The following is a 25,239-nucleotide window of genomic DNA, read 5'->3' on the forward strand; positions in this document are numbered from 1 at the left end:
ATATAACAAATTACGACAAACCTGTCAATCCGTAAAAACTTTTCTCGGACAGCTTTTTTCAATATTTTTGATCAGTTCCATGTCCGGCTCGATCAGCACTTTACAGACTTCTTTGTCGTCAGGGATGATCATTGCATAAATCTTATGGGATGGATTTCCGGATGAAAAATCGTAAACTTTAATATTTTTATTGTGGTTCTGGTAGTCCAGGCGATGTGACTGCACGGGAGCCATAAGTTCCATTTTTGAAAGATCAAGGCTCTTGATCCTCTTCCTTTTTGCTCTGGAAGCGATCCTGTCAATGTCCAGCTCTCCGTTCACATAGAGATATTCAAATTCCAGGTCCAGGTTCGGCAGCAGAAAATACGCAGCCACTCCCAGCACTACAGCTACAACCAGGGCAATGGGCGTAAATAAAATACCGACAACTGCTGCCAGTACGATCAATGCGATAACCAGTACCTTGATTGCTTTCTCCTTTATGGTCTGCTCTTTTTTCACGAGCAGTTCTGAGTACGCGTCGTTCATGTTTTCCTCCTTAGGTATCAGCTTTTGCTTATAAGTCTATCACAAAGAAATGCCGGTGTCCATATGACACCGGCATAAGAAATGTGAATTTTCTATTATATATTACATCATTCCCATTCCAGGAGCACCGCCTGCCGGCATAGCCGGTGTTTCTTCTTTGATGTTGGAAACAACAGCTTCAGTTGTCAGCAGAGTACCTGCAACACTTGTTGCGTTCTGCAGTGCACTTCTTGTAACTTTTGTAGGATCCAGGATGCCTTCTTTTACCATATCCACGTATTTCTCGTTCAATGCGTCAAAGCCTACACCTGTCTCAGCTTCTTTTACTTTGTTGATGATCACAGAACCTTCCAGTCCTGCATTTGCTGCAATGTGATACAGAGGAGATTCCAGAGCTTTCAGAACTACTCTTGCGCCTGTCTTCTCGTCTCCATCCAGTCCGGCGATAAGTTTCTCAACTTCTTTGGATGCATGGATATAAGCAGATCCGCCGCCTGCGATGATACCTTCCTCAACCGCTGCTCTTGTAGCGTTCAGAGCGTCTTCCATACGCAGTTTTGCTTCTTTCATCTCAGTCTCAGTAGCAGCACCTACACGGATAACTGCAACGCCGCCAGCCAGTTTTGCAAGTCTTTCCTGTAATTTTTCTTTATCGAATTCAGATGTTGTCTCAGTGATCTGATGTTTGATCTGAGCGATTCTTGCATCAATATCAGCTTTGTTTCCTTCGCCGTCAACGATAACGGTGTTTTCTTTCTGCACTTTTACAGATTTTGCACGACCCAACTGCTCCATGGTCACGTCTTTTAATTCCAGACCCAGTTCGTCGGAGATAACTGTACCATTTGTCAGGATTGCGATATCCTGCAGCATTTCTTTTCTTCTGTCACCATATCCCGGAGCTTTTACAGCAGCTACGGAGAAGGTTCCTCTTAATTTATTTACAATCAGAGTTGTCAGAGCTTCGCCCTCAATGTCCTCTGCGATGATCAGCAGTTTGGCACCGGATTTAACGATCTGCTCTAATACAGGCAGTAAATCCTGGATGTTGGAGATTTTCTTGTCTGTGATCAGGATATATGGATCGTCCAGAACTGCTTCCATTTTGTCCATATCTGTAGCCATGTATGCGGAGATATATCCTCTGTCAAACTGCATACCTTCTACCAGGTCCAGCTCTGTCTTCATGGTTTTGGACTCTTCGATGGTGATAACACCGTCGTTGCTTACTTTATCCATAGCATCTGCAACCATTTCTCCCACTTCATCATCACCTGCGGAGATAGCTGCTACTCGTGCGATCTGGTCTTTTCTTTCAATCTTACCGCTCATCTGCTGAATGGCATCAACTGCAACTTCTGTTGCTTTTTTCATACCTTTTCTCAGGATGATAGGATTAGCTCCTGCTGCCAGGTTCTTCATACCTTCATTTACCATTGCCTGTGCCAGAACGGTTGCTGTTGTAGTACCATCACCAGCTACGTCGTTTGTCTTGGATGCAACTTCTTTGATCAGCTGTGCGCCCTGATTTTCAAATCCGTCTGCCAGCTCGATCTCTTTTGCGATAGTCACACCATCGTTTGTGATAAGCGGAGCGCCGAAAGATTTATCCAGAACAACGTTTCTTCCTTTCGGTCCTAAAGTTACACGAACAGTGTCAGCTAACTGGTTTACACCACTTTCAAGGGCAGCTCTTGCTTCTGCACCGTATTTGATTTCTTTTGCCATGATTCGATTCCTCCTGAAATTAAAAAATGTCTATTTCTGTTTTCTGGTTTTATTCTTCCCCTGCTGCCTGTTATTTTACAACGGCAAGGATGTCGCCCTGTTTTACGATGATGAACTCTTCATCGTCCAGCTTCACTTCTGTACCGGCATATTTAGAGTAGATCACCTGATCGCCTGCAGCTACTTCCATTTTAACTTCTTTGCCGTCGATCACTCCGCCCGGTCCTACTGCTACCACTTCTGCCTGCTGCGGTTTTTCCTGTGCCTGGCCCGGTAACACGATCCCGGATTTTGTGGTCTCTTCTGCAACCAACTGTTTTAATACAACTCTGTCTCCTAATGGTACTAATTTCATATCTATTGCCTCCTTTTAAAATTCTCTGCTTGTTATTAGCACTCATTTGATTCGAGTGCTAACCGTTAGTCATATATTAGTGAATCCGGCGCATTTCTGCAACTTCTTTCATCTGCGAATAATCAAGTCAATACTAATTATTTCTTATTTTTGCTCGATTATTCTCTTGTTTTCTCATCTTTTTAATTTTCATTGAATTTTATATTTATTTTAGAATCTTTATATTTCCGCATGAAATCCCCTTCCAATGGGATGATCCATAGCAAAAGTTTAGCCAAAACCCGCCCTCTGCATACAGTCTTTCCCCGAAAAATATAAAAACCCAAAGAAAACCGGAGGTTATTTCCTACTATATGAATAACCTCCGGTTTTCTTGCCCTAAATCACTGTTTAATTACTGCTTTTTTACCAGCTTGCGCTTTTTGATCTCTTCCAGTTCATCAAAGATCACTTCATTGAGCACTTTGATATAGGTTCCCTTCATGCCTGAAGACCTGGATTCAATCACTCCTGCACTCTCAAACTTCCTCAGTGCATTGACGATCACAGAACGGGTGATCCCCACTCTGTCGGCGATCTTACTTGCCACCAAAATCCCCTCGTCCCCATCCAGTTCATCAAAAATATGGATGATCGCTTCCAATTCTGAGAAAGAAAGCGTATTGAATGCAGATTTCACTACCTGAATCTTCCGGTTCTCCTCTGCATTCTCCTCATGTACAGAGCGCATCATCTCCAGACCCACAACGGTTGTGCCATACTCGCTCACAATAATGTCCTCGATATCATACCCCTTCTGATCTCTGTACATAAAAAGGGTACCCAGCCTCTCACCTGCAATATCGATCGGACTGATAATTGCCATATACTTACTGATGTTCTCTCCTTCAAATCCTAATGTCTGAAGATTCACATTCTCCTTTGTCGACAGCACGCCAAGCAGACGCTCATTGAGCAGTTTATCAATATAACCGCCCACTTCACTGTCAATCAATTCCGTAATCTCCTCCACACCCGGACAGGTACCCACACCAAGCACCTTTCCTTTCCGGCTGATAACCAGGATATTGGAGTCTAAAGTCTCCACCATCACCTCACAAATATCGTTGAACAGCACCTTAGAAGAATTGTTGTTATGAAGCAGTTTGTTAATCTTTCTGGTTTTATCCAATAACTGTACGCTCATAGCGACCTCCTTTCACTCTATTCCTACAGAATATAACCGCTAATTTCTATTCTCTATATCCTTTTTTATTTTAACACACAATTATTCTGAAATCAATGCATGATTTTTTTATTTTCTGTCTATTTATCTCTTTCCCACAAACTTAACTTTCAAAACAATTGAAATTTCCCCGACTTCCCTTTCTTTCCCCGCCTGTCAGATACTTTCCCCTTTTCTCCAACTCTTCCCCCACCAAACACACACCACCTTATCCCACCACTTCCCCCTCAGCAGACCTTTTCCCACTACTCTACGTCCGCAGGTTTTTCCCACTACCAGATACCTGCCGCACAAAGTCCCTGGAGGGCATTGGAGGCAGATGGCTGGATGGACTTATGGGAAAAAGCGGGAAGAATGGGTGATAGAATTTGCTTCACAAAAGCAAATTCTAAGGATAGTTGAGCAGACAAAACATCAGTTTTGTCTGCGGTTCTATCCGGTTCACCCATTCTTCCCGCTTTTTTCCATTAGTCCATCCCCATCTGCCGACTGGCCTCCAGGGACTTTGTGCGGCAGGTATCGTCCGCCTTAAACAACCACCCGCCCAGCCACATACCTCATTCGACAACACTCAGCCTCTAACTGCTAAGCCTCCTGCTGCACCTCCTCTTTCTTACGCACCATCACAAACCCACAATGCTCATCCGCACACACAATCTTATTCCCCTTCTCCAGCATATACCCTCCGCAATTCGGGCACTTCTCCTTAGAAGGCTTCTGCCATGACATAAACTCGCATTCCGGATTATTCTCGCACCCATAATACCGGCGCCCTTTCTTACTCCTACGGAGTACCACATCCTTCCCGCAAACAGGGCAGGGAACTCCAATCTTCTCCAGATAAGGCTTTGTATTCCTGCAGTCCGGAAATCCGGGACACGCCAGGAATTTCCCGTGAGGGCCATATTTGATCACCATATTCCGCCCGCACAGATCACAGATCACATCTGTCACCTCATCCTCTATCTTGACTTCCTCCAGTTCCTTCTCAGCCGTCTGCACTGCCTCCTCAAGGTCAGGATAGAAATTCCGTATCACAGTCTTCCACTGCACGATCCCTTCCCCTACACTGTCCAGCAGCTCCTCCATGGTGGCAGTAAAATACACATCCACAATACTGGGGAAAGATTTCTTCATAATATTGTTAACGACTTCGCCCAGCTCCGTCATATACAGATTTTTATTTTCCTTTGCCACATAACGCCTGGCAATAATGGTGGTGATGGTGGGCGCATAGGTACTTGGGCGTCCGATCCCCAGCTCCTCCAGCGCTTTTACAAGGGCAGCCTCCGTATAATGTGCCGGCGGCTGTGTAAAATGCTGCTGTTCATGGAAGCCCTGGAAAGAAAGCTCTGTGCTCTCATCCAATCCCTTAGCCAGAAAAGCGTTCTCTGTCTTTTCCTCATCCTCCTGCACATAGACAGCCATAAAACCGTCAAATTTCAACTTGGAGGCAGCCATCGTAAAATAATACTCCCCGCCCTTGATCTTCACAGACGTAGTCTCGTATTTGGCATTCTGCATTCTGCTGGCTGTGAACCGTTTCCAGATCAGCTGATACAGCCTGAACTGGTCCCTGCTCAAGGATTCCTTCAGGGAAGCCGGCGTCCTTGTAATATCTGTGGGACGGATGGCTTCATGGGCATCCTGGATTTTTTTCTTTTTGTCATCCTTCTTCTCCTGGGTCAGTGTGTAATCCGGCCCGTACTGGGAAGTAATGTACTCATGGGCGGCTGATTCAGCCTCCTCAGAGATTCTGGTGGAGTCTGTACGCAGATAGGTGATAACACCCACGGTACCGTTCCCCTTAATGTCAATGCCTTCATAGAGCTGCTGCGCCAGGCGCATAGTCTTCTGTGTGGAAAAATTCAGCACCTTGGACGCTTCCTGCTGTAAGGTACTGGTCGTAAATGGAAGAGGCGGTTTTTTGCTCCGTTCGCTCTTCTTTACCTCAGCCACCTCATAGCTGACGCCCTCAAGTCCTTCCAGTATCTTGTCCAGCTCTTCCCTGGAACCGATGCTCATTTTTTTGCTTTTATTTCCATAGAATTTGGCGATCAGCGGTTTCTTTTCCCCTTTTACGGCAAATTCTGCGTCCAGTGTCCAGTATTCCTCCGGAATAAATGCATTGATCTCATCCTCCCGGTCACCGATGATGCGCAGGGCCACGGACTGTACACGGCCTGCACTTAAGCCTCTTTTTACTTTTGCCCAGAGTACGGGACTGATCCTGTAACCAACCATACGGTCCAGCATTCTTCTGGTCTGCTGTGCATCCACCAGGTTCATATCAATATCGCGGGCCTCTTTAATAGAAGCTTTTACTGCAGTCTTGGTTATCTCATTGAATGTGATTCTGCGCATTTTCTTCTCGTCCAGTTTCAGCGCTTTGGACAGATGCCAGGAAATGGCTTCCCCTTCACGGTCAGGGTCAGTTGCCAGATATACCTTGTCCGCCTTTTTAGCCGCCTTGCGAAGTCCCGCCAGGATATCCCCCTTTCCTCTGATCGTTATATATTTAGGTTCGTAATCATTCTCCACGTCGATTCCAAGCTGGCTTTTGGGAAGATCCCGCACATGTCCGTTGGACGCCATGACCTCATAATTTGAACCGAGAAATTTCTTGATTGTCTTCACTTTCGCCGGTGATTCCACAATCACTAAATATTTCGCCATCTCAACCTCCCGTTCTGGCATAATAATTTTTGACTGGCTCTGCTACAAGCCCCTTCAATTCCAGTTTCAATAATATTTCCTGAATTTCCCCAGGATTTAGTTCTACCTGAAGGAAAATCTCTTCCAGATATTTTGGCCTCAAATCCAGACAACTATACACCATTTCTTCCCGGCTTGCAAGCCTAAAGTTTGATTTTGCTTCCAAATCTGCTTTTAATTTATCTGAGATCTGAAGTTCATTTAGAATAATATCTACGGAATTTGCAATGCCTGCACCTTCAAAGATCAGGTTGTTGCATCCCTCACTGAGGGCATCTCCCAGGCGCCCGGGAAGGGCATAGACGCTGCGCCCCTGCTCCAGTGCAAAGTTCACAGTGATCAGGGAACCGCTTTTCCTTCCCGCTTCTATGACCAGCACCAGATCCGCCAGCGCGCTGATGATCCGGTTCCTTCTGGGGAAATGATAGGGAAGGGCCGGCGTCTGGGGTTCATACTCTGAAAGTATGCCTCCCTGAATCGGAATCCTTCTATATATATCCATGTTCTGCCTGGGATAACAGATATCCACCCCGCTTCCCAGAACCGCGAATGTTTCCCCGCCCCCGTCCAGAGCACCTCTGTGTGCCCAGCCGTCCACACCCCTGGCCATACCGCTTATGATCTGGATCCCGTACCGTGACAGCTCTTTTGCAAAATAATATGCCTGGGAACTGCCGTAACTGCTGCACCGCCTGGCTCCCACGATCGCCACACTCTTTTTTTGGCTGTCAGGAAGCTTTCCCTTCACATATAAATATTCCGGCATGTCCTCAAAATATCTGAGCTTCTCCGGATATGCCCTGCCCGTTTTCGGACAGCAGAAGATTTTCTCTTTTTCCATGTACTTTATACCTTCCTTTTCTCCAGGCCCCTGTAGCAGACTGCCTCACTGATCTGTGCCTCCTTGATCTCTTCCTCACCGTCCAGGTCTGCAATGGTACGTGCTGTCTTTAAAATCTTATGATAGGCCCTGGCACTTAAATTCATCATTTCGTAAGCTTTTTCCAAAAGACGCCGGCCTTCCCGGCTGACACTGCAGTATTTTTCCACCTGTTTCCCGGAAAGTTCCGAATTATAGCAGATACCCAGCCCCTGATACCGGTCTTGCTGTGCCAAAAACGCTTTTTCTACCTCTTTCATAAGCTCTGCCGAACTCCGGCCAATGTTCCCGCCGGAAATCTCCCGGTAAGTCATACAGGCCGCTTCTGCGCAGAGGTCGATTCTGTCCAGTATGGGGCCGCTTAATCTCCCCGCATACCTGCTGATATCCCTGTCCGTACAGGTACACCGCTTCAGATCCGGGTACCTGCCGCAGGGACAGTGGTTCATGGCAGCCACCAGCATACAGTGCGCCGGAAACTCATAAGAGCCTCCGGTTCTGGCGATCATCACCTTATGCTCCTCCAAAGGCTGTCTCAATATTTCAATAGAATTGTGGGAAAACTCGGGAATTTCATCCAGAAAAAGAACCCCTCTGTGGGAGAGTGTGATTTCCCCCGGCCTTGGGATCCTGCCGCCTCCGGCCAGCGCCTGGGGAGTAATGGTATGATGAGGGGAACGAAAAGGCCTTGCGGACATAAAGGGCTGGTCTTCCGACAAAAGCCCTGCAACACTGTAGATTCTGGAAACTTCCAGACTCTCCTCCCTGGAAAGCTTTGGCATAATGGTGGGGATCCTGCGGGCGATCATAGTCTTGCCCGCCCCCTGGGGACCGGTCAGAAGTAAATTGTGAAACCCGGCTGCCGCGATCAATGCCGCGCGTTTCACGGTTTCCTGTCCCTGTATTTCTCCAAAATCCACATTGTAAACAGGTTCGGACAACTCCTGGTTCCCATAGGGCATCTGTTCCCTGACACCCCACCGCTCTTTTCCTGACGCGTCCAGAAGATCCTGCAGGGATTCCACCCCCAGAACCCTTATCTTTCCTGTTGCCAGCGCCTCCCTGCAGTTACTTTTGGGCACAATGCAGAGCCAGCATCCCTTTTGTGCCGCCGTCTCCGCCAGAGGAAGGATTCCTCTTACCCGGTTCACCCTGCCGTCCAGACTTAGTTCACCGGCCAGCATGACCCCTTTCAGTTTCTCCTTCTCTATGAAGCCAAAAGCTGCCAGAAGTGCTGCCGCAATAGGCAGGTCAAACCGGTTCCCCTCCTTCCTCACATCCGCTGGCGCCAGATTCACCGTGATCCTTTTGGGCGGCAGGCTGATCTTTGTATTCCTGATCGCTGTCCTTACCCGTTCCTGAGCCTCCTTTACCTGGGAGGACAGATACCCCACCATGTTAAATACAGGCAGGCCGCTGCTCACATCCGCCTCCACCCGTACCGGGACGCAGTCCACCCCGCAGATCGCTGCCGACATCACACTGCTGAACATACAGATACTCCTTTCCCCCGCAGCAGGCAGAAATACCCCTTTCGGTGCGGGTATAAACATTTTCAATTTTAAAATATAAGTTTTGAAATAACGGTGGAATCACCTGGAAAGAAATGCGGGAACCCGCTTTCTGACTTATCCTTACTGTATCACATTTTTTCTTCCTGTGCAACGAAAAGAAGAGAGGAATCTCCCCCCTCCTTATTTCTTGATACAGCTTTTCCTATACTCTCTTGGTCCCATACTGCACTTCTCCTTAAAAATATGGGAAAATGCCAGTGCATCCCTGTACCCCACCCGGGCAGCCACCTCCCCGATGGTATACTCTGTATCCCGCAGCAGTTCCTTTGCCCTGTCCAATCTCACTTGGAGAAGATACTGCTGAGGGGGACATCCTATTGCACTTCGGAACTGCCTGGTAAGGCCGCTCCGGTTCATTCCGTATTTTTTAGCAATCTGCTCGACTTTCAGATCCTGCTCCATATGTTCCTTCATGTATGCAGCGATCTCCTGCATTTTCTTTAACCTGTCATTTCCCGCCGCGTGCGGAAACTGCCCCTTTGAATACCTGTGGTCTTCGATCAGGTCGATCCATATTTTCGTTATGCGGCAGCTCTGTTCCAGACATTCCACATACCCGTCATCTTCTGACTCCAGCATACTCCGCACGGTTTTTATCAGTTCTGCCATACCATTGACGAGATGGTACGGAGCGTCCTCAAAAAAACCTGCCTCCCGGGCGCACTCCGCCACCTGGGCACCACAGGAACAAAGACGGATATAATAGAAGAGATCCTGCGCATTCCCTGCGGCTTTCACATCCGTTTCCGGGAAGACAGCCAGCACATTTCCTTCGGCCGCTTCATATTCTATTCCACCTGCCGTTATACTTCCGCGCCCTTTGGTTATGATATATAAAGCGTATTCCCCGCTTCCTGTCCGGTACGTTTCTATGCCCTGCCCCAGGCAGTTCCATTCCACAGACCGCAGACTTATGCTGCCCTGTACACAGTCTTTGCCCTGCTGCTGACTTTTGTTATTTCCGCCCATATAAACAGCCCTCTGCCTCTACTCTTTTTCCTAAGATTATAGGTCAATTTCACCCTAGAGTCAATAGGTCACAACGCCATAATTGATTATCAATGGAAAGCCATTAATAGAAAGAAATGAGGTGTATCAATGAAATCCAGATTAAAAGATTTAAGAATGGAAAAAGGATATACACAGATCAAAATGCAGCATCTGACCGGCATTGACCAAAGTGACTACTCTAAAATTGAAAACGGAAAACGCTACTATACCTTTGAACAATGCAAACGAATCGCCCTGGCACTGGATACCAGTATGGACTATCTGGCAGGCCTTACAGACGATAAAAAACCTTATCCAAGAAGCACAAACTGAATTTTTTGGCAGCCTACCCGTCCCTAAATGAGTGGGAAAAGCACAATTTGACGGATTTGCACATAGACTATAATTAAATCCCTTTGAGGTAAAGCTGCTTGAAAACATTTCTTAAGCCCTTGACTTCCGAAGAAGAGAAATATTATCTTCAAGAATACAAAAGGGGCAGCCAGGAAGCTAAAAATATTCTCATAGAGCGCAATCTGCGCCTTGTTGCACATATTGTGAAAAAATATCAAGGGGTTGAGGAAGATTTAGATGATTTGATCTCAATTGGAACCATTGGGCTTATCAAAGCCATTCATACATTCAATGGAGAGAAATCCAACCGTCTCTCCACCTATGCTGCGCGCTGTATTGACAACGAACTGCTTATGCTGCTGCGTTCCAAGAAAAAGACCAATAAAGAAGTTTCCCTCTACGAACCGATCGGAACAGACAAAGAGGGGAATGAGATAAATCTTCTGGACGTGATCGAGAATGAACCTGTAGACGTGGTGGATCATTATTCCCTGAAAGAGGATATCAAAAAGCTCTACAGCCTCCTGGACCAGGTCTTGAACGAACGTGAACTGGAGGTTCTGAAACTGCGGTACGGACTCTACGGAGAAAAGGAACTGACGCAGAGGGAAATAGCAAAGCGGCTGAATATCAGCCGCTCTTATGTCTCCCGTATTGAAAAAAATGCTGTCCTAAAGCTCCGGAACTGCTTCCTTCCGTCTTAAAATGTCGTACAGATCAAGCCCTTCACCCAGGTCCACATACAGAATCTGCTGGGGATGCGGGGCGCTCTCACAGGAATTCCCTTCCTCATCATATATGGCCTTCACAGTCACCGGGCGGTTCTCTCCGTCCGGTTTCATGACCTCTATCGTCTCTCCCACGAGGAATTTATTCCTCTGGGTGATGCGGTACAGCCCTTCCGAAGTCTTATCCTCCAGATATCCCAGATAGGTATAATCCTTGGCATAGGTATTACTGTCATATATCTGCGCTGTCTCATCCGGTTTTCCATAGAAAAATCCTGTGGTAAACTGCCTGTAGGTACAACCCATGATCTGTTCCTGGTACCAGGGCATATTCTTTTTATAAAGCTCCGAACTGTCAAAATAGTCATCAATGGCTTTTCGGTAGGTCCTTGCCACCGTTGCCACATACAGGGCTGTCTTCATACGCCCCTCTATTTTCAGGCTGTCTATTCCCGCTGTGAGAATATCATCCATATGCTCGATCATACACAAATCTTTGGAATTGAAGATATAAGTCCCTCTCTCATTTTCAAAGACAGGCATATATTCTCCCGGTCTGGTCTCCTCCACAATGGAGTATTTCCAGCGGCAGGGGTGGGTACATGCCCCCTGGTTCGCATCTCTTCCTGTGAAGAAGTTGCTCAGCAGGCATCTTCCCGAATAAGAGATACACATAGCTCCATGGATAAAGGTTTCTATCTCCATATCCCTCGGAATATGGGCACGGATCTCCCGGATCTCCTCCAGGGAAAGTTCCCTTGCGCATACCACGCGCTTTGCTCCCAGCTCATGCCAAAACCGGTAAGTACCATAGTTGGTATTGTTGGCCTGTGTACTGATATGCCGCTCGATTTCCGGGCAGACTTCTTTTGCAATCATAAAAACACCGGGGTCTGAAATGATCAGCGCATCCGGCTTTATCTCTTTTAATTCTTCAAAATATTCCCGCACACCCTCCAGGTCCCTGTTGTGGGCCAGGATATTGGCAGTCACATACACTTTCACCCCATATCTGTGGGCAAACGTGATCCCCTCTGCCATATCCTCCATGGAAAAATTCCGGGCTTTTGCCCTCAGTCCAAATACTTCACCACCGATATATACGGCATCCGCGCCGTAGATAACAGCGATCTTCAGGACTTCCAGGCTGCTGGCGGGAATCAGTAATTCTGGTTTTTTTCTCATTTTCCTCATCCTGTTTTTATTTCTTTATACTCAAAGTCACTCCATCTCCCAGAGGCAGAATGGATGTTTCCAGTTCTTCATGGTTCTTCAGCACATAGAGATACTCCCGCATCCGCTTATAAATGGTACGGTTCCTGCGCTCCACGGCAAAATGAGACTCTATTAAATCCCCATCCTGAAGCACATTGTCAGATACCAGGATTCCCCCGGATGGCAGAAGTCTTAACACCTCGGGCAGAAAATGGATATACTGTGCCTTGGCAGCATCCATAAAAATAAGATCAAACGGCCCCTCAAGGGTTTTCAACACCTGGGCAGCATCCCCGCAAAGCAGGGTGATCTGCTCTTCTCTTCCGGCCCGTTTGAAATTTTCCCGTGCTATGGGGATCCGTTTCTCATAGTTCTCTATGGTGGTGATCTCACACTTTGCCGGCGCGTATTCGCTCATCAGAAGTGTGGAGAACCCAACAGCAGTCCCCACCTCTAAAATGAGGCGGGGACGTTTTATCTGAAGCAGTACTTTCAGGAAACTCTGCATCTCCCTGCGGATAATGGGCACCCTGTCCTCCCTGGCTTTTCTCTCCAGTTCATTGAGAAAGGGGGTGTTGCCCCGGTCCAGGGAATTGATATAAGTTACCATTCTCTCGTCAACTATCACTTTTACTTCCTCTGCTATTCTGCCTGCTGGCCTTCCTGTCCTTCACCGGTACCGGCATCTTCACCTTCCCCGGCATCTTCACCTTCCCCGGCATCTTCACCTTCCCCGGCATCTTCGCTTTCCGGCTCTGTGCCGTCTTCTCCGGTCGTCTTGGAGGTGTCCTGCACAGCGGAATTGCCGTCTGTACCGGAGCCTTGGGTAGGCTGGCCGTCCACATTTTCACGGGACAGGATCGCCATCATATCATCTGCCGTCATATTGGTATTCAGAATGTAGGTACCTGCCTGCAGCTTGTCCTTATAATTGGACAGCTTTTCCTGCACCACAAAGACCTTTGCATCCTCGATCAGCCCTTTTTTCTTCAGGATCTTGCCAATCTGATAAACAGAGGAACCATCCTTGATCACTACCGTGATGTCTGTTCCCTCCCCCTCAGCCACAGGAACTTCATTAAAGATCGCATATCCGAAATCATAGGCAGATTTGCCCACAAAAATGACGGCAAATACAATACAGGCATAAACTGCCAGCCTGAAAAAACCACTCGCCATAATAGATGCCGCACCCTGTTTTCTGATTCCTTTTGCCATGTTGTTCTCCTTATTCTTAAAGATCCGGAATATCCAGCTGTATTCCCTGATGGATGGACGCATCAATACTTTGAAGCTGTCTGCACAGCGTAAGCTCCGCTTCTAAAAAACGGTTCACCTCCGGTATCCTGCACAGCTCATCCATCTTGCTGTCTACATCATCAATCGCATCATAGAGATTGATCTCATCGCCTTCCGCCTGAATCTGATAATTCAGCTTGCGCAGTTCATCTACCTGTTCTTTCAGCCCCGGGATTGCCTTGATCTCCTCTAGAGCCGTGCAATACTGCTTGTAGACAACGCCGTTCTTGATCGCATGTACCAGCTTGTCCACGCAGACGTCGATTATACTCATTTTCCTAAGCCTCCATGATGATCGGCAGGATCATGGGGTTTCTCTTAGTCCTCTTCCATAAGAATTCACCCAGGGAGTCCTTGATGACATTCTTGATTTTGCCCCAGTCTGTTATATGCTTATCCAGGCACACATCTATGGCGTCCTCCACCACGATCCTGGCCTCATCCATCAAATCTTCGGATTCCCTCACGTACACAAATCCCCGTGAGACAATATCCGGTCCTGCCAGAAGACGGCTGGAACGCTTCTCCAGGGTCAGCACCACGATCATGATACCATCCTCTGCCAGATGCTGGCGGTCACGCAGCACGATATTTCCCACATCGCCCACGCCAAGCCCGTCAACCAGGATAGCTCCTGTGCGCACTTTGCCTGTAACTTTGGCCGGCTCCTCCTCATTCAGCTCCAGCACGTCGCCGGACTGCAGGATAAACACATTTTCCTTGGGGATCCCCAAATCCAGGGCAAGTCCTGCCTGGGCTTTCAGATGACGGTATTCACCGTGCACCGGAATGGCGTATTTGGGTTTTACCAGGGAATAGATCAGTTTGATCTCTTCCTGGCAGGCATGTCCGGATACATGGGCATCCTGGAAGATAACGTCCGCACCTTTCATGCTCAATTCATTGATAACCTTGGATACTGCCTTTTCATTGCCCGGAATGGGGTTGGAACTGAAAATGATCGTATCATTCGGTTTGATGGTCACTTTTTTGTGAATGCTGGCTGCCATTCTGGAGAGGGCTGCCATGGATTCTCCCTGGCTTCCCGTGGTGATCAGCGTAACCTTCTCATCCGGATAATTCCGAAGCTGGTCAATCTCGATCAAAGTCTTGTCCGGGATCTTCAGATACCCCAGCTCAGAGGCCGTGCCGATAACGTTTACCATGCTCCGGCCCTCCACAGCCACCTTCCTGCCGTACTTGTATGCAGAATTGATGATCTGCTGCACCCTGTCCACATTGGAGGCAAAGGTCGCGATAATGATCCTGGTATTCTTGTGCTCTGCAAATATATTGTCAAAGGTCTTTCCAACCGTGCGCTCAGACATGGTAAATCCCTTGCGCTCCGCATTGGTACTGTCACACATCAGTGCCAGTACACCCTTCTTTCCGATTTCCGCAAACCGCTGCAGGTCAATGGCATCTCCGAATACAGGAGTATAGTCCACTTTAAAGTCACCGGTGTGCACCACGATTCCCGCAGGGGAATAGATTGCCAGTGCAGACGCATCCTGGATGCTGTGGTTTGTCTTGATAAATTCTATACGAAAGCAGCCCAGATTAATGGACTGTCCATGTTTGATCACTTTTCTCTTGGTACTTCTGAGCAAATTGTGCTCTTTAAATTTATTTTCGATTAATCCGATCGTAAGCTTTGTTGCATAGATGGGTATATTGATCTCCTTCATTACATAAGGAAGTGCACCGATATGGTCCTCGTGACCATGGGTGATAACGAATCCTTTGACTTTGTCAATATTGTCCTTCAGATAAGTGATGTCCGGTATCACAAGGTCAATTCCCAGCATATCGTCCTCGGGAAATGACAGACCGCAGTCCACTACGACAATACTGTCCTCATATTCAAAGGCAGTAATATTCATTCCTATCTGTTCCAACCCGCCCAAAGGAATGATCTTCAATTTTGAGTTGTTGTTTTTTTTCAAGTTAATTCCTCCAATTTCTCCGTTCAATTTTCAAATTCAATGTCCTCTAACATGGCCTCAAAGACTTTGTAAACCGCATCGTATTCCGTATCGTCCTCCACGAACACGTAGCAGCCTTCTTCGTCGCCATCCTCTGAAATGTCCTTTAAAATATATGCCGCTGCCCCTTCATCGTCCGAATCCTCAGGGTCCACTACCAGCAGATATACGCTTCCGTTCACTCTTGTCTGTTCCAGAATCCCTAACTCCAATTCTGTTCCGTCTTCTCCATCAAAAATAATTGTCTCCATACATTCTTCCTTTCTGTCGTTCTTTTCACGTGCATAAACGCCCAAACCCGGAAACGAGCCTTCTTTCCCTCAATAATCCAAATACGGTATCAAGCTGAAATCAAACTGTACCCGGGTTTGCTTTTGCATCCAGATAGCCCTGCAAAATAAACACTGCAGCTATCATATCCACGTATTTACTTCTGTTCTCTCGCCGTACACCGCTTTCCATGAGCGTACGGTTGGCCTCAACAGTAGTCAGCCTCTCATCCCACATGATCACAGGCAGACCGCATCTTCTCTCCAGCATTTCCTTCAGCTCAAGAGACTTCTGCGCCCGTTCTCCTATGGTGTTATTCATGTTCTTGGGAAATCCAAGAACAATCTCTTCCACCTGATATTCGCTTACAAGCTCCTCAATCCGGCGAAGGGATTTTCTAAGTTTATTTTCATCTTCCCGACGGATAATTTCGATTCCCTGGGCAGTAAGACCCAGAGGGTCGCTGATCGCCACCCCTATTGTCTTAGAGCCATAGTCAAGTCCCATGATCCTCATCATCAGTCACGCTTCCAGGATTCGTTTTTGATATACTCCTTCAAAAGCTCCTCCACTAACTCATCACGTTCTACTTTCATGATGGTGCTTCTGGCACCTTTGTAGCTGGTGATATAAGTCGGATCGCCGGACATGATGTAGCCAACAATCTGGTTTACCGGATTATATCCTTTCTCCGCCATGGCATTGTACACCAGGTCCAGGACTTCCTTTACCCGGACTTCCGGTTCTGTCTTAACTTTGAAATACTGTGTATTTCCTAAATTATTCTCCATAATCTCTCACGCCCTTATCTAAACTTATAACTATTCGGAAGCTGCCGCCGGATAGTTCTCTAAACCATACCCTTATTCTAATATATCTTGAAGGGAAATTCAACCATTATATTGCGCAAATAAAAACGCCATCTTCGACAAATCCGCCAATTTTGCCAATTTTTATGCAATTCTCAAGGTTTTCTTTTGTATCGGCTGCCACTTTTAAATACTCTCTGGTATGCCCGATCCAGTATGTTTTGCCACGGATCTCAGCCTGTTCCTCAAAGAGGATCTCCACGTTTCTGCCGAGATAATATTCCATAAATTTCTGCTTCTGCTGTCTTCCCAGATCGATCAGAATATGGCTTCTGGCTGCTTTTACTTGTTCCGGTATCTGTCCTTCCATTTGGTCGGCCCGGGTGCCTTCCCTTCTGGAATATTTGAAGATATGGGTCTCGTAAAAGTCCACGCTCTCTATCATAGCTCTGGATGCCTCAAAATCCTCCTCCGACTCCTGTGGAAATCCAACGATCACATCCGTGGTGAGAGCCGGATGTTCAAAATATTTCCGCAGCAGTGCACAGCCGTCCAGATATTCCTGTGCTGTATACCTTCTGTTCATGCGTTTTAAGGTGGCATCACAGCCGCTCTGCAGGGACAAATGGAAATGAGGACATATTTTAGATAAGCTGCTTATAGTTTTGACAAATTCTTCCGTAATAATACGGGGTTCCAGAGATCCGAGGCGAATTCTTTTCACACCTTCGATCTCATGGACAGCCAGAATGAGCTGCAGAGGGGAATCCTCACAGTCCACGCCGTAGGAGCTTAAATGGATGCCTGTAAGGACAAACTCCTGGTATCCGTTCTCCACCAGCCGCTTCACCTCGTCCACGATCTCCGGCCTTCTGCGGCTTCTCACCCGCCCTCTCACATAAGGGATAATACAGTAGCTGCAGAACTGGTTGCACCCATCCTGCACTTTCAGATAGGCCCTGGTGTGCTCCCCTGTGGAGGAAAGCTGCAGATTCTCGTATTCCACCGGTCTCTTTAAATCAATCAGTTCTTTATCCTGGCCCTTTTCCCTGTCGTACTGCCTGAGCACTGTGAGTAAATCCTGCTTTTTATTGTTGCCCAGCACAATGTCTATGGCCGGGTCAATCTGTACCTCATCTTTTTTGGCCTGTACATAACAGCCTGCTGCCACCACTATGGCATCCGGGTTCATCTTCTTTGCCTTGTGGAGCATCTGTCTTGATTTGCGGTCAGCAATGTTTGTGACTGTGCAGGTGTTGATAATATATATATCCGCTCCGGGCGCAAAAGGCACGATCTCGTACCCTGCCTGTTCCAGCATCTGCTGCATGGCCTCTAACTCGTATGCGTTGACTTTACAGCCCAGATTGTGCAATGCTACTTTCATTTTCATCCTAATCCTCTTTATCATAAAATTCGTTAAGCGTTTTGACGAATAGTCGTCAGATTCTTTGTATTTTATTTCTCCCTTTTTTATATTGACTTTTTTTGCCATAAACGGTAACATAAGTCTTGTAAGAAGCAAAAAACGGAATAGGTAAGGGAGGATTTTTCCAATGAAAACAGTAAAAATTTCACTGAATTCTATCGACAAAGTAAAATCATTCGTGAATGAAATTACAAAATTTGATTATGATTTTGATTTAGTATCCGGAAGATACGTTATCGACGCTAAGTCTATCATGGGTATCTTCAGCTTAGATTTATCAAAAGCTATTGACTTGAACATCCATGCAGCTGATGGCGCTTTAGATGACATCTTAACTGTGTTAAAACCATATTTAGTAGACTAATCGAGATTCATTCCGACAAAGCAACAACCGGGGCTGCCTGAGGGCAGTCCTTTTTTTCATTCCTAAGGAAAACCCTTTGGGGCAGATGCCGGAATCCCACATCCCGGCACCGCTGTTCTTATTCACAGATGATCGTCTCCGCTGTACTCACAGCTTCCTCCATCATCACTTCTATCTTCTCCTGAAGCTTTTCCTCAGAGCGTTTGATCACTTTCAAACTTGGCTTTGTAACAGGATGTTTGGCAACAAATATGGTACAGCAGTCCTCAAAGGGCAGGATAGATGTCTCATAAGTGTTGATCTTCAGCGCCACGTCCACGATCTCCTGCTTGTCAAAGCCGATCACCGGACGGAATACAGGCATGGTACATACCTCATTTGTAGCGGCAAGACTCTGCATGGTCTGGCTAGCCACCTGGCCGATACTCTCCCCTGTGATCAATCCCAGACAGCCGTCCTTCTCGGCAAATGCCTCCGCAATCTTCATCATATAACGGCGCATAATGATAGTCAGCTCCTCATGAGGGCATTTTTCATAAATATATAGTTGAATATCCGTGAAATTGACCACATGCAGACGGATGGGACCGCTGTAGCGTGCCACCAGTTTGGCCAGGTCCACGACCTTCTGTTTCGCACGCTCACTGGTGTACGGCGGTGCGTGGAAATACACAGCGTCAATACTAACCCCGCGCTTTGCGATCATGTATCCGGCAACCGGGCTGTCAATACCGCCTGACAGAAGGAGCATTGCCTTTCCACCGGTTCCCACAGGCATTCCCCCCGGTCCCGGGATCACCTGGGAGTACAGATATATCCTATCCCTGATCTCCACATGGATAAACACATCCGGCTTGTGCACATCCACTTTCATGTTCGGGCACGCATCCAGGATGGCTCCGCCAAGCTCTGCGTTCAGCTCCATGGAATTCATGGGATAACTTTTCTTGGTTCTTCTCACATTCATTTTAAAAGTCATGTCTTTGCTGCCGTATACTTCTTTTGTATAGGAAACCACAGCCTCTGCAAGCTGGTCATACCCCTCATCCTGCAATACAACGGCAGGACAGATGCCGTAGATACCAAACACACGCGTAAGCGCCTCCACAGTCTCCTCATAATCAAATTCGCTGCGGGCAAATACATAGATCCTGCCTCTTTCCTTCACCACATCAAAGGACCCGTCCACACTTTTCAGCACACGGCGGATCTGGTCCACCAGAGCGTCCTCAAAAATATACCGGTTCTTTCCTTTGATGGCTATCTCTGCATATTTTATTAAAAATGCTTTATACATAACTTATTCCTTTCCCTTATCAATGCCTTGCATACTTCCGAAGCACAGGCAGTACGGTTCTGATCTCCTCCAGTGTATGATCCAGCTCCTTTTTTGTGGTAAACTCACTGAGGCTGAAACGTATGGCGGACTCTCTGCGTTCCTTGTCCGCGGATATAGCAGTCATAGTGGCGCTTGCAGCCCGCTTGTGGCTGGAACAGGCGCTTCCCGCGGACACATAGATACCTTTTTCCTCCAGGGTATGCAGAAGCACTTCACTCCGCACCCCCAGGAAGCTGGCGTTCACTATATGGGGTGCCCCGTCCTCGGGCGCAGGCCCGTTGATGACTACCCGCTCCATGGCAGACAGGTTTTCTGCCAGATAGGATTTGAGTGCTCTCAGCTTTTCTATCTTTTCCTCATGATCTTCATATACCATGCGTGCTGCAATTCCAAGTCCCGCGATCCCCGGCACATTATCTGTACCGGAACGCATACCTTTCTGCTGGCCGCCGCCCAGAATAAGGGGCTGGATCTTCACCTTTTCACTGACATATAAAAAACCTACGCCCTTTGGCCCGTGGATTTTATGGCTGCTCACAGAGAGCAGGTCGATCCCCGCGCGTTTGGGATAAATCCTGTATTTTCCATAGCCCTGTATGGCATCCACATGGTACACCGTCTTAGGATTCTTCTCATGCACCAGCTTTGCCACGGCCTCCACAGGCACTACGGCTCCCACTTCGTTATTCACATACATGGTGGATACCAGGATGGTATCCGGGCGGATGGCTGCCTCCAGCTCTTCCATGGAGAGATTTCCTTTCTCATCCACAGGGATCACGGTCAGATCGTAACCCTGCCCTTTCAGCCAGTCAAGAGGTGCCGAAACCGCTGCGTGCTCAAATGATGTGGTAATGATATGCTTACCCTGACGGCAGTTGGCAAGTGCCGTGCCCACCAAAGCCCAGTTGTCTGATTCTGTTCCTCCGGAAGTGAAGAAAATCTCCTTTTCCTGTACTTTCAGAGTTTTGGCAATGGCTGCTGCTGCTTCCTTCACATACTTTTCCGCCTCCACGCCCTTTAAATGCATAGCTGACGGGTTGCCGTAATCCTCGGTCATGGTCTTCACCACAATGTCCTTTACTTCATCAAAACATTTTGTGGTGGCTGAGTTGTCCAGATACGCTTCCATGTTATTCCTCCAATGCAAACATCAGGACAGAGAGGACTGTAAGCCCTGCTGTCTCTGTCCGCAAGATTCTTTTTCCCAGTGTGATGGCCTTTGCTCCCATTTCCACTGCCATACGCACCTCTTCCTCGTCAAACCCGCCCTCCGGTCCAATGAAAATGCCGATAGACCCGCCCGGTTCTATCTGAGCAATGATCTCCTTGGTCTTTCTCATGCCTTCCGCCAGCTCATAGGGAAGAAGCACTATGTCCAGTTCCTTTGCCTGTTCTATCGCCTGGCTAAAACGCATGACAGGTTTTACTTCCGGCACATACATGCGTTTTGACTGCTTCGCCGCGCTGCCTGCAATGGCCTGCCAGCGGCGGATCTTGTTCTCTTCTTTTTTGCCTTCCAGCTTAACCACGGCCCGCCTGGTCGCCACGGGAATGATCTCATGCACGCCCAGTTCCACAGCTTTCTGGATGATCAGCTCCATCTTATCACCTTTTGGAAGCCCCTGAAACAGATAAATCCTGGAAGACAGCTCATAACCGGCCTCCTGCACATACATCACATGCGCCAGGACTTCCTCTGTTCCCATCTCCTCAATGTAACAGGCATACTCCAGATTATCCCCGGAGCTTATGAGGATCTCCTCACCTGTCTTCATGCGCAGCACATTTTTTATATGGTTCACATCACTGCCCTGAATGCGGATGGTATGCTCCTCCACCTGGGAAGGCTCTACGAAAAAACGGTACATGGATCACACTCCTTAATTCTTTCTGGCGGTCACAGACACCCACTCGCCCTGATAGGTCACCTCCAGGACCTCAAGGCCGGCATCCTTCACTGCCTTCACCACAGTTTCTTCCTTATTATCAATAATTCCTGACGTGATATAAATGCCGCCCTTTTTCATCTGGTTCAGAATGACCGGAGTGAGGGGTACCAGCACATCGGCCAGAATATTGGCAGCCACAATATCGTATTTTTCATATCCCACCTTGTCCTGGACGGTTTTGTCATCAATGATGTTTCCGATCATCATGTCAAAGCGCTCAGGCGGAATATCATTTACTTCCTTATTTTCCCCCACAGCGGGAACTGCACAAGGGTCCAAGTCTGTCCCCACAGCGTGTTTTGCTCCCAGTTTCAGGGCTACGATGGAAAGGATGCCGCTTCCGGTGCCCACATCCAGAAGTTCTGTCTCGGGCGTCACATATTTCTTGAGCTGACGGATGCAGAGCTGTGTGGTCTCATGCATCCCCGTGCCAAATGCAGTACCCGGGTCAATATGGATGATCATGCGGTCTTTGTCCTCATCCTTCACCTCTTCCCAGGAAGGAATGATCAGGATATCATCCACATAGAACTGTTTGAAATACTGTTTCCAGTTGTTGATCCAATCCTTGTCCTCTGTCTGGGAGGTGGTTACGGTTCCCTCACCGATATCCACAAAATTGCGGAGTTCCTCTAATTCAGCTTCCACTTTTTGCAGCATTTCCTCCACGTTTTCATCCTCATCCAGATAGAAATTCAGATAGGCCACCCCGTCATCCTCCGGCATGTCCGGCAGGATATCCACAAACATCTGTTTTTTATCCTCCTCGGTCAAAGGCTGTTTATCCTCTATCTCCGCACCCTGAATGCCGATATCCGCCAGTGTGGATATAATAATGTCCTCCGCGTCGGTTCTTGTTTTCAGTGTGAATTTATTCCATTTCATATATCATATTCTCCTTTCCGGCTGCCTCTGCAGTCCGTGAGATCAAACTATACAAATAAAAACACCAGGGAGATCGTGGCTGCCGAAAGCACGGTAGACAAAATGATCCCCTCGGATATGGTCGTTGTTTCTTTCCCATACTGCTCTGCCATCATCATGGGCATGTTCGCCACCGGCAGAGACATCATAAGTACAATGGAAGCCCTCATAATATAATCCGGCAAAAACGGTTTTAACAGCAGGGCCAGGGCTATAGGCACTGCAATAAAACGGATGGCAGTAAAAAGCAGAAGCCTTTTGTTTTTAAACACACTGCCCAGATTCATTCCCACCAGAGACATGCCGATCACGAGCAGGGATAAAAGGGTGCAGGCATTGCCGCAGTAATTTACCAGTGACTGCAGATCCGCCGGGATCTTTATATTGAACCAATAGATAATGAATGCAAGGATGCAGGCAATAAATCCGGGGCTGAAGATATCGGTCCAGGACTGCTCCACCCCTGCTACGCCTTTTTTCACCAGCATGATCCCAAAGGTGAAGATCACCACATTGAACAGAAAGTTAAAGACGATCACATACACCATGGATTTCGGCCCAAGCACTGCAGACGCCACCGGCAGTCCGATAAAACCCAGATTGCCGAATACGGTCATCAGAATGTATGCCTCTCTCTGGGAAACAGGCACCCGCAGGATTTTTGTCAGAGTATATCCCAGTATTATGAGAAAGGCAAAACAAAGAATGCCGATCAGGGCAACCAGGCCCACATTTTTTCTGGATATGGAGGTCAGGTCGCTGAACATGCTGGAAATGATCAGAGCCGGGGAGCAGAGGTTTAATACCAGTGCTGACATGTCTTTGGATGCAGCGGAAGATATAATGCGCCTTTTGTGCAGGAAAAATCCTGCCATGATCAATGCGAATATTATTATCATCTGCTTCATAACTACAAGACCGCTCATTTTTTATACACTCTCCGCTTTTGTATTCAATATTCCTATTATATATAAAAAATTTGAGGATTGCAATGATAAATAGAATTGGGTTTTAGAAATGCGATTTAGAATCAAGGGGGGACGGAAACAGGGCAGGAAGGGGCCGGGGATGTATCTTTGCAGCCGCTCGACGTTCCAGAACCTGTGAACTAACCAATAACTGCGGCTAAGACGGTCACCAGAGGGTTCCCGCCTAAGTCTCCGTAATTGGTGGATTTCACAGAACCTTCCACTTAGCCTCGCTGCTGCAAAGATACATCCCCGGCCCCTTCCTGCCCTGTTTCCTGGTTTTCTATGGCGGTAGATAGTATTTAAAAATAAAGATCATATTTTTACTGTTTTTTCGGATATTCTTCCTGCTGTTACTCTGGCTTTTCTGCAGAGAAGGACAGTAAAAAACTGGAATACGGTGAGTAGGAGCAGGCTTGCGAGTTGTGCCTGTAGTGCACCGTGGAATATGGTGTTGATCACGGCGAAGGCGAAGAGTCCCGCACATCTTCCCACTACCACGAATACCTCGTGGAATGCCAGAAGTTCGGGTGTGTACTGCTCTGCTTCCGGTACGCTTTGGGATATATCAAAAAAGGTTGTGTAGCAGGATATTTCTATCATACCCGCGAAAAATGCATTGATGACGGCAAACACTACCACCATCACCGGGTTGACGTCCCATAGGCTTATCAGGGAAACGCCGGTTAGGATGCAGATAGCGGCCACCATGTATTTCTGCCTATTGTCAGGCCGTATAAAATGGCTCATAAACCAGAAGCACAGAATGGAGGCCGCGCCGCTCAAAAAGGAATTGCACCCGATCAGAAACTCGTTTTTTACCAGTTGGTATAGGATCATGTTGAGGATGAACATGAAGGTTCCCTCCCGGACACCTTTCATGGTCTCTCCCAGCAGGCCATAGAGTATTTGGCGTTTTTGGCAGATTAGCTTCAGGAATTTCAGATAGTGTACTCCGGGCTTTTCCCGGTGCCGGATTTCATTTGGAAGCCGGAAAACTGCCAGCAGTGTTGCGAACGCCACCAGGAAAGCCACTATGAAAACAACCACATAGCCTTTTACACCTCCGATAAGAGAGATCAGGCTTCCTGAGAAAAGGGGGACCAGCAGATTGACTGCCGCGCTGAAAATGCTGATGATCCCCATGCCGCTGTCTCTGTTCCAGGTCTCTGTGCAGGACAGGATCATCCTGCCGTAGCTGATGTAATAAAATCCGTCTGCCATGCCGTTGGCAAGCCCAAACAGCATATAATACTGCCCCACCCGGTCCTGAAAAAGGATGTAGCACAGATACAGAAGGTTGTATCCCAGAATACCGATGACGGCTGTGACTTTGCTCTGTGTCCGGTGCATGATGTGGGCAGATAAAAGCATCATGACGGCGCAGGCAGCAAAGATTGCGCCATTGTAAAACAGAGTGGAATTGATGCTCCCTGTCTGGTTCATCAGCAGTGTATTGATAAAGATGCCGGGTATTCTGGTAAATACCAGGAACAGGGTGTGTACCAGAAGGAACTGGTAGTAATGGTGCCCCAGCGCGGTTCCCCCCAGCACATATTTGATTTTTCTTTTTATGCTGTGTTCTCTTTTCACTACATAAATGCCTCA

26 protein-coding genes are annotated in these 25,239 nt (G+C 47.5%); 3 read left to right on the top strand and 23 right to left on the bottom strand.

Going from position 1 to position 25,239, the window contains the following annotated elements; translation table 11 throughout:
• Positions 1-24 precede the first annotated feature (24 nt).
• The 8 genes from CI595_RS04555 to CI595_RS04590 all read right to left on the bottom strand — a co-directional run bounded on the left by CI595_RS04555 (position 25) and on the right by CI595_RS04590 (position 9,974).
• Entirely contained in the window at positions 25-528 is a 504-nt protein-coding gene (locus CI595_RS04555) for a DUF6106 family protein (RefSeq protein ID WP_095172102.1), read from the bottom strand.
• Between the two features lie 102 nt (positions 529-630).
• Positions 631-2,256 (bottom strand): chaperonin GroEL, encoded by a 1,626-nt coding sequence (gene groL, locus CI595_RS04560; protein WP_095172103.1) that lies wholly within the window; start codon positions 2,254-2,256, stop codon positions 631-633.
• 70 nt (positions 2,257-2,326) lie between these two features.
• A complete protein-coding gene (locus CI595_RS04565) occupies positions 2,327-2,611 on the bottom strand; it encodes a co-chaperone GroES (RefSeq protein WP_065543099.1) in 285 nt (94 codons plus the stop codon).
• Between the two features lie 394 nt (positions 2,612-3,005).
• Complete coding sequence (gene codY, locus CI595_RS04570) at positions 3,006-3,797, bottom strand: GTP-sensing pleiotropic transcriptional regulator CodY (protein WP_018596076.1); 792 nt, start codon at positions 3,795-3,797, stop codon at positions 3,006-3,008.
• Between the two features lie 624 nt (positions 3,798-4,421).
• A complete protein-coding gene (gene topA / locus CI595_RS04575; protein ID WP_095172104.1) occupies positions 4,422-6,512 on the bottom strand; it encodes a type I DNA topoisomerase in 2,091 nt (696 codons plus the stop codon).
• Position 6,513: 1 nt separating this feature from the next.
• Positions 6,514-7,392: a DNA-processing protein DprA gene (dprA, locus tag CI595_RS04580; protein WP_095172105.1), complete on the bottom strand. Its 879-nt coding sequence runs from the start codon at positions 7,390-7,392 to the stop codon at positions 6,514-6,516.
• A gap of 5 nt (positions 7,393-7,397) precedes the next feature.
• Positions 7,398-8,924 (bottom strand): YifB family Mg chelatase-like AAA ATPase, encoded by a 1,527-nt coding sequence (locus tag CI595_RS04585; RefSeq protein ID WP_095172106.1) that lies wholly within the window; start codon positions 8,922-8,924, stop codon positions 7,398-7,400.
• A gap of 201 nt (positions 8,925-9,125) precedes the next feature.
• On the bottom strand, positions 9,126-9,974 hold the full coding sequence (locus tag CI595_RS04590; RefSeq protein ID WP_095172107.1) for a helix-turn-helix domain-containing protein: 849 nt from the start codon (positions 9,972-9,974) through the stop codon (positions 9,126-9,128).
• A gap of 129 nt (positions 9,975-10,103) precedes the next feature.
• On the opposite strand from CI595_RS04590, the gene CI595_RS04595 reads away from it, so the two are divergent.
• Complete coding sequence (locus tag CI595_RS04595) at positions 10,104-10,328, top strand: helix-turn-helix domain-containing protein (RefSeq protein WP_095172108.1); 225 nt, start codon at positions 10,104-10,106, stop codon at positions 10,326-10,328.
• Positions 10,329-10,426: 98 nt separating this feature from the next.
• Positions 10,427-11,053: an RNA polymerase sporulation sigma factor SigK gene (sigK, locus tag CI595_RS04600; protein WP_065543105.1), complete on the top strand. Its 627-nt coding sequence runs from the start codon at positions 10,427-10,429 to the stop codon at positions 11,051-11,053.
• On the opposite strand, the gene CI595_RS04605 is transcribed toward sigK, so the two are convergent.
• From CI595_RS04605 to mtaB, 9 genes are all read right to left on the bottom strand, one after another.
• Positions 11,021-12,262, bottom strand: coding sequence for a peptidase U32 family protein (locus tag CI595_RS04605; protein WP_095172109.1), 1,242 nt, complete (start codon positions 12,260-12,262; stop codon positions 11,021-11,023). The genes sigK and CI595_RS04605 overlap by 33 nt on opposite strands.
• Before the next feature lie 16 nt (positions 12,263-12,278).
• Positions 12,279-12,920 (bottom strand): O-methyltransferase, encoded by a 642-nt coding sequence (locus tag CI595_RS04610; RefSeq protein WP_095172110.1) that lies wholly within the window; start codon positions 12,918-12,920, stop codon positions 12,279-12,281.
• A 14-nt stretch (positions 12,921-12,934) separates the two neighbouring features.
• Complete coding sequence (locus tag CI595_RS04615; RefSeq protein WP_095172111.1) at positions 12,935-13,510, bottom strand: endolytic transglycosylase MltG; 576 nt, start codon at positions 13,508-13,510, stop codon at positions 12,935-12,937.
• Positions 13,511-13,526: 16 nt separating this feature from the next.
• The gene (locus CI595_RS04620; RefSeq protein ID WP_018596065.1) at positions 13,527-13,865 is read right to left on the bottom strand and encodes a YlbF/YmcA family competence regulator; all 339 of its coding nucleotides are present in this window, start codon (positions 13,863-13,865) and stop codon (positions 13,527-13,529) included.
• Between the two features lie 4 nt (positions 13,866-13,869).
• Entirely contained in the window at positions 13,870-15,537 is a 1,668-nt protein-coding gene (locus CI595_RS04625) for a ribonuclease J (RefSeq protein ID WP_029470224.1), read from the bottom strand.
• 23 nt (positions 15,538-15,560) lie between these two features.
• Positions 15,561-15,827, bottom strand: coding sequence for a DUF1292 domain-containing protein (locus CI595_RS04630; RefSeq protein WP_065543109.1), 267 nt, complete (start codon positions 15,825-15,827; stop codon positions 15,561-15,563).
• 100 nt (positions 15,828-15,927) lie between these two features.
• Positions 15,928-16,362, bottom strand: a complete 435-nt coding sequence (ruvX, locus tag CI595_RS04635; RefSeq protein ID WP_033142399.1) for a Holliday junction resolvase RuvX — start codon at positions 16,360-16,362, stop codon at positions 15,928-15,930.
• A gap of 2 nt (positions 16,363-16,364) precedes the next feature.
• On the bottom strand, positions 16,365-16,637 hold the full coding sequence (locus CI595_RS04640; protein ID WP_018596061.1) for an IreB family regulatory phosphoprotein: 273 nt from the start codon (positions 16,635-16,637) through the stop codon (positions 16,365-16,367).
• A gap of 106 nt (positions 16,638-16,743) precedes the next feature.
• A complete protein-coding gene (gene mtaB / locus CI595_RS04645; RefSeq protein ID WP_095172112.1) occupies positions 16,744-18,048 on the bottom strand; it encodes a tRNA (N(6)-L-threonylcarbamoyladenosine(37)-C(2))-methylthiotransferase MtaB in 1,305 nt (434 codons plus the stop codon).
• 163 nt (positions 18,049-18,211) lie between these two features.
• On the opposite strand from mtaB, the gene CI595_RS04650 reads away from it, so the two are divergent.
• On the top strand, positions 18,212-18,448 hold the full coding sequence (locus CI595_RS04650) for an HPr family phosphocarrier protein (protein ID WP_018596059.1): 237 nt from the start codon (positions 18,212-18,214) through the stop codon (positions 18,446-18,448).
• Between the two features lie 118 nt (positions 18,449-18,566).
• Here the strand turns inward: CI595_RS04650 and thiI are convergent, their stop codons facing one another.
• From thiI to CI595_RS04680, 6 genes are all read right to left on the bottom strand, one after another.
• Entirely contained in the window at positions 18,567-19,745 is a 1,179-nt protein-coding gene (gene thiI, locus CI595_RS04655; RefSeq protein ID WP_095172113.1) for a tRNA uracil 4-sulfurtransferase ThiI, read from the bottom strand.
• 19 nt (positions 19,746-19,764) lie between these two features.
• Positions 19,765-20,919, bottom strand: coding sequence for a cysteine desulfurase family protein (locus CI595_RS04660; RefSeq protein WP_095172114.1), 1,155 nt, complete (start codon positions 20,917-20,919; stop codon positions 19,765-19,767).
• A 1-nt stretch (position 20,920) separates the two neighbouring features.
• Positions 20,921-21,658, bottom strand: coding sequence for a 16S rRNA (uracil(1498)-N(3))-methyltransferase (locus CI595_RS04665; protein WP_095172115.1), 738 nt, complete (start codon positions 21,656-21,658; stop codon positions 20,921-20,923).
• A gap of 12 nt (positions 21,659-21,670) precedes the next feature.
• Positions 21,671-22,624 carry a 50S ribosomal protein L11 methyltransferase gene (gene prmA / locus CI595_RS04670; protein WP_095172116.1) on the bottom strand — a complete coding sequence of 318 codons (954 nt, stop codon included), beginning with the start codon at positions 22,622-22,624 and terminating at the stop codon, positions 21,671-21,673.
• A 47-nt stretch (positions 22,625-22,671) separates the two neighbouring features.
• Complete coding sequence (locus CI595_RS04675) at positions 22,672-23,589, bottom strand: AEC family transporter (RefSeq protein ID WP_095172117.1); 918 nt, start codon at positions 23,587-23,589, stop codon at positions 22,672-22,674.
• A 357-nt stretch (positions 23,590-23,946) separates the two neighbouring features.
• Positions 23,947-25,224, bottom strand: coding sequence for an MFS transporter (locus tag CI595_RS04680; protein ID WP_095172118.1), 1,278 nt, complete (start codon positions 25,222-25,224; stop codon positions 23,947-23,949).
• Positions 25,225-25,239 lie beyond the last annotated feature (15 nt).

Origin of the sequence: Blautia hominis (genome assembly GCA_002270465.1) — a bacterium.
In the GTDB taxonomy this organism is placed as follows: Bacteria; Bacillota; Clostridia; order Lachnospirales; family Lachnospiraceae; genus Blautia; species Blautia hominis.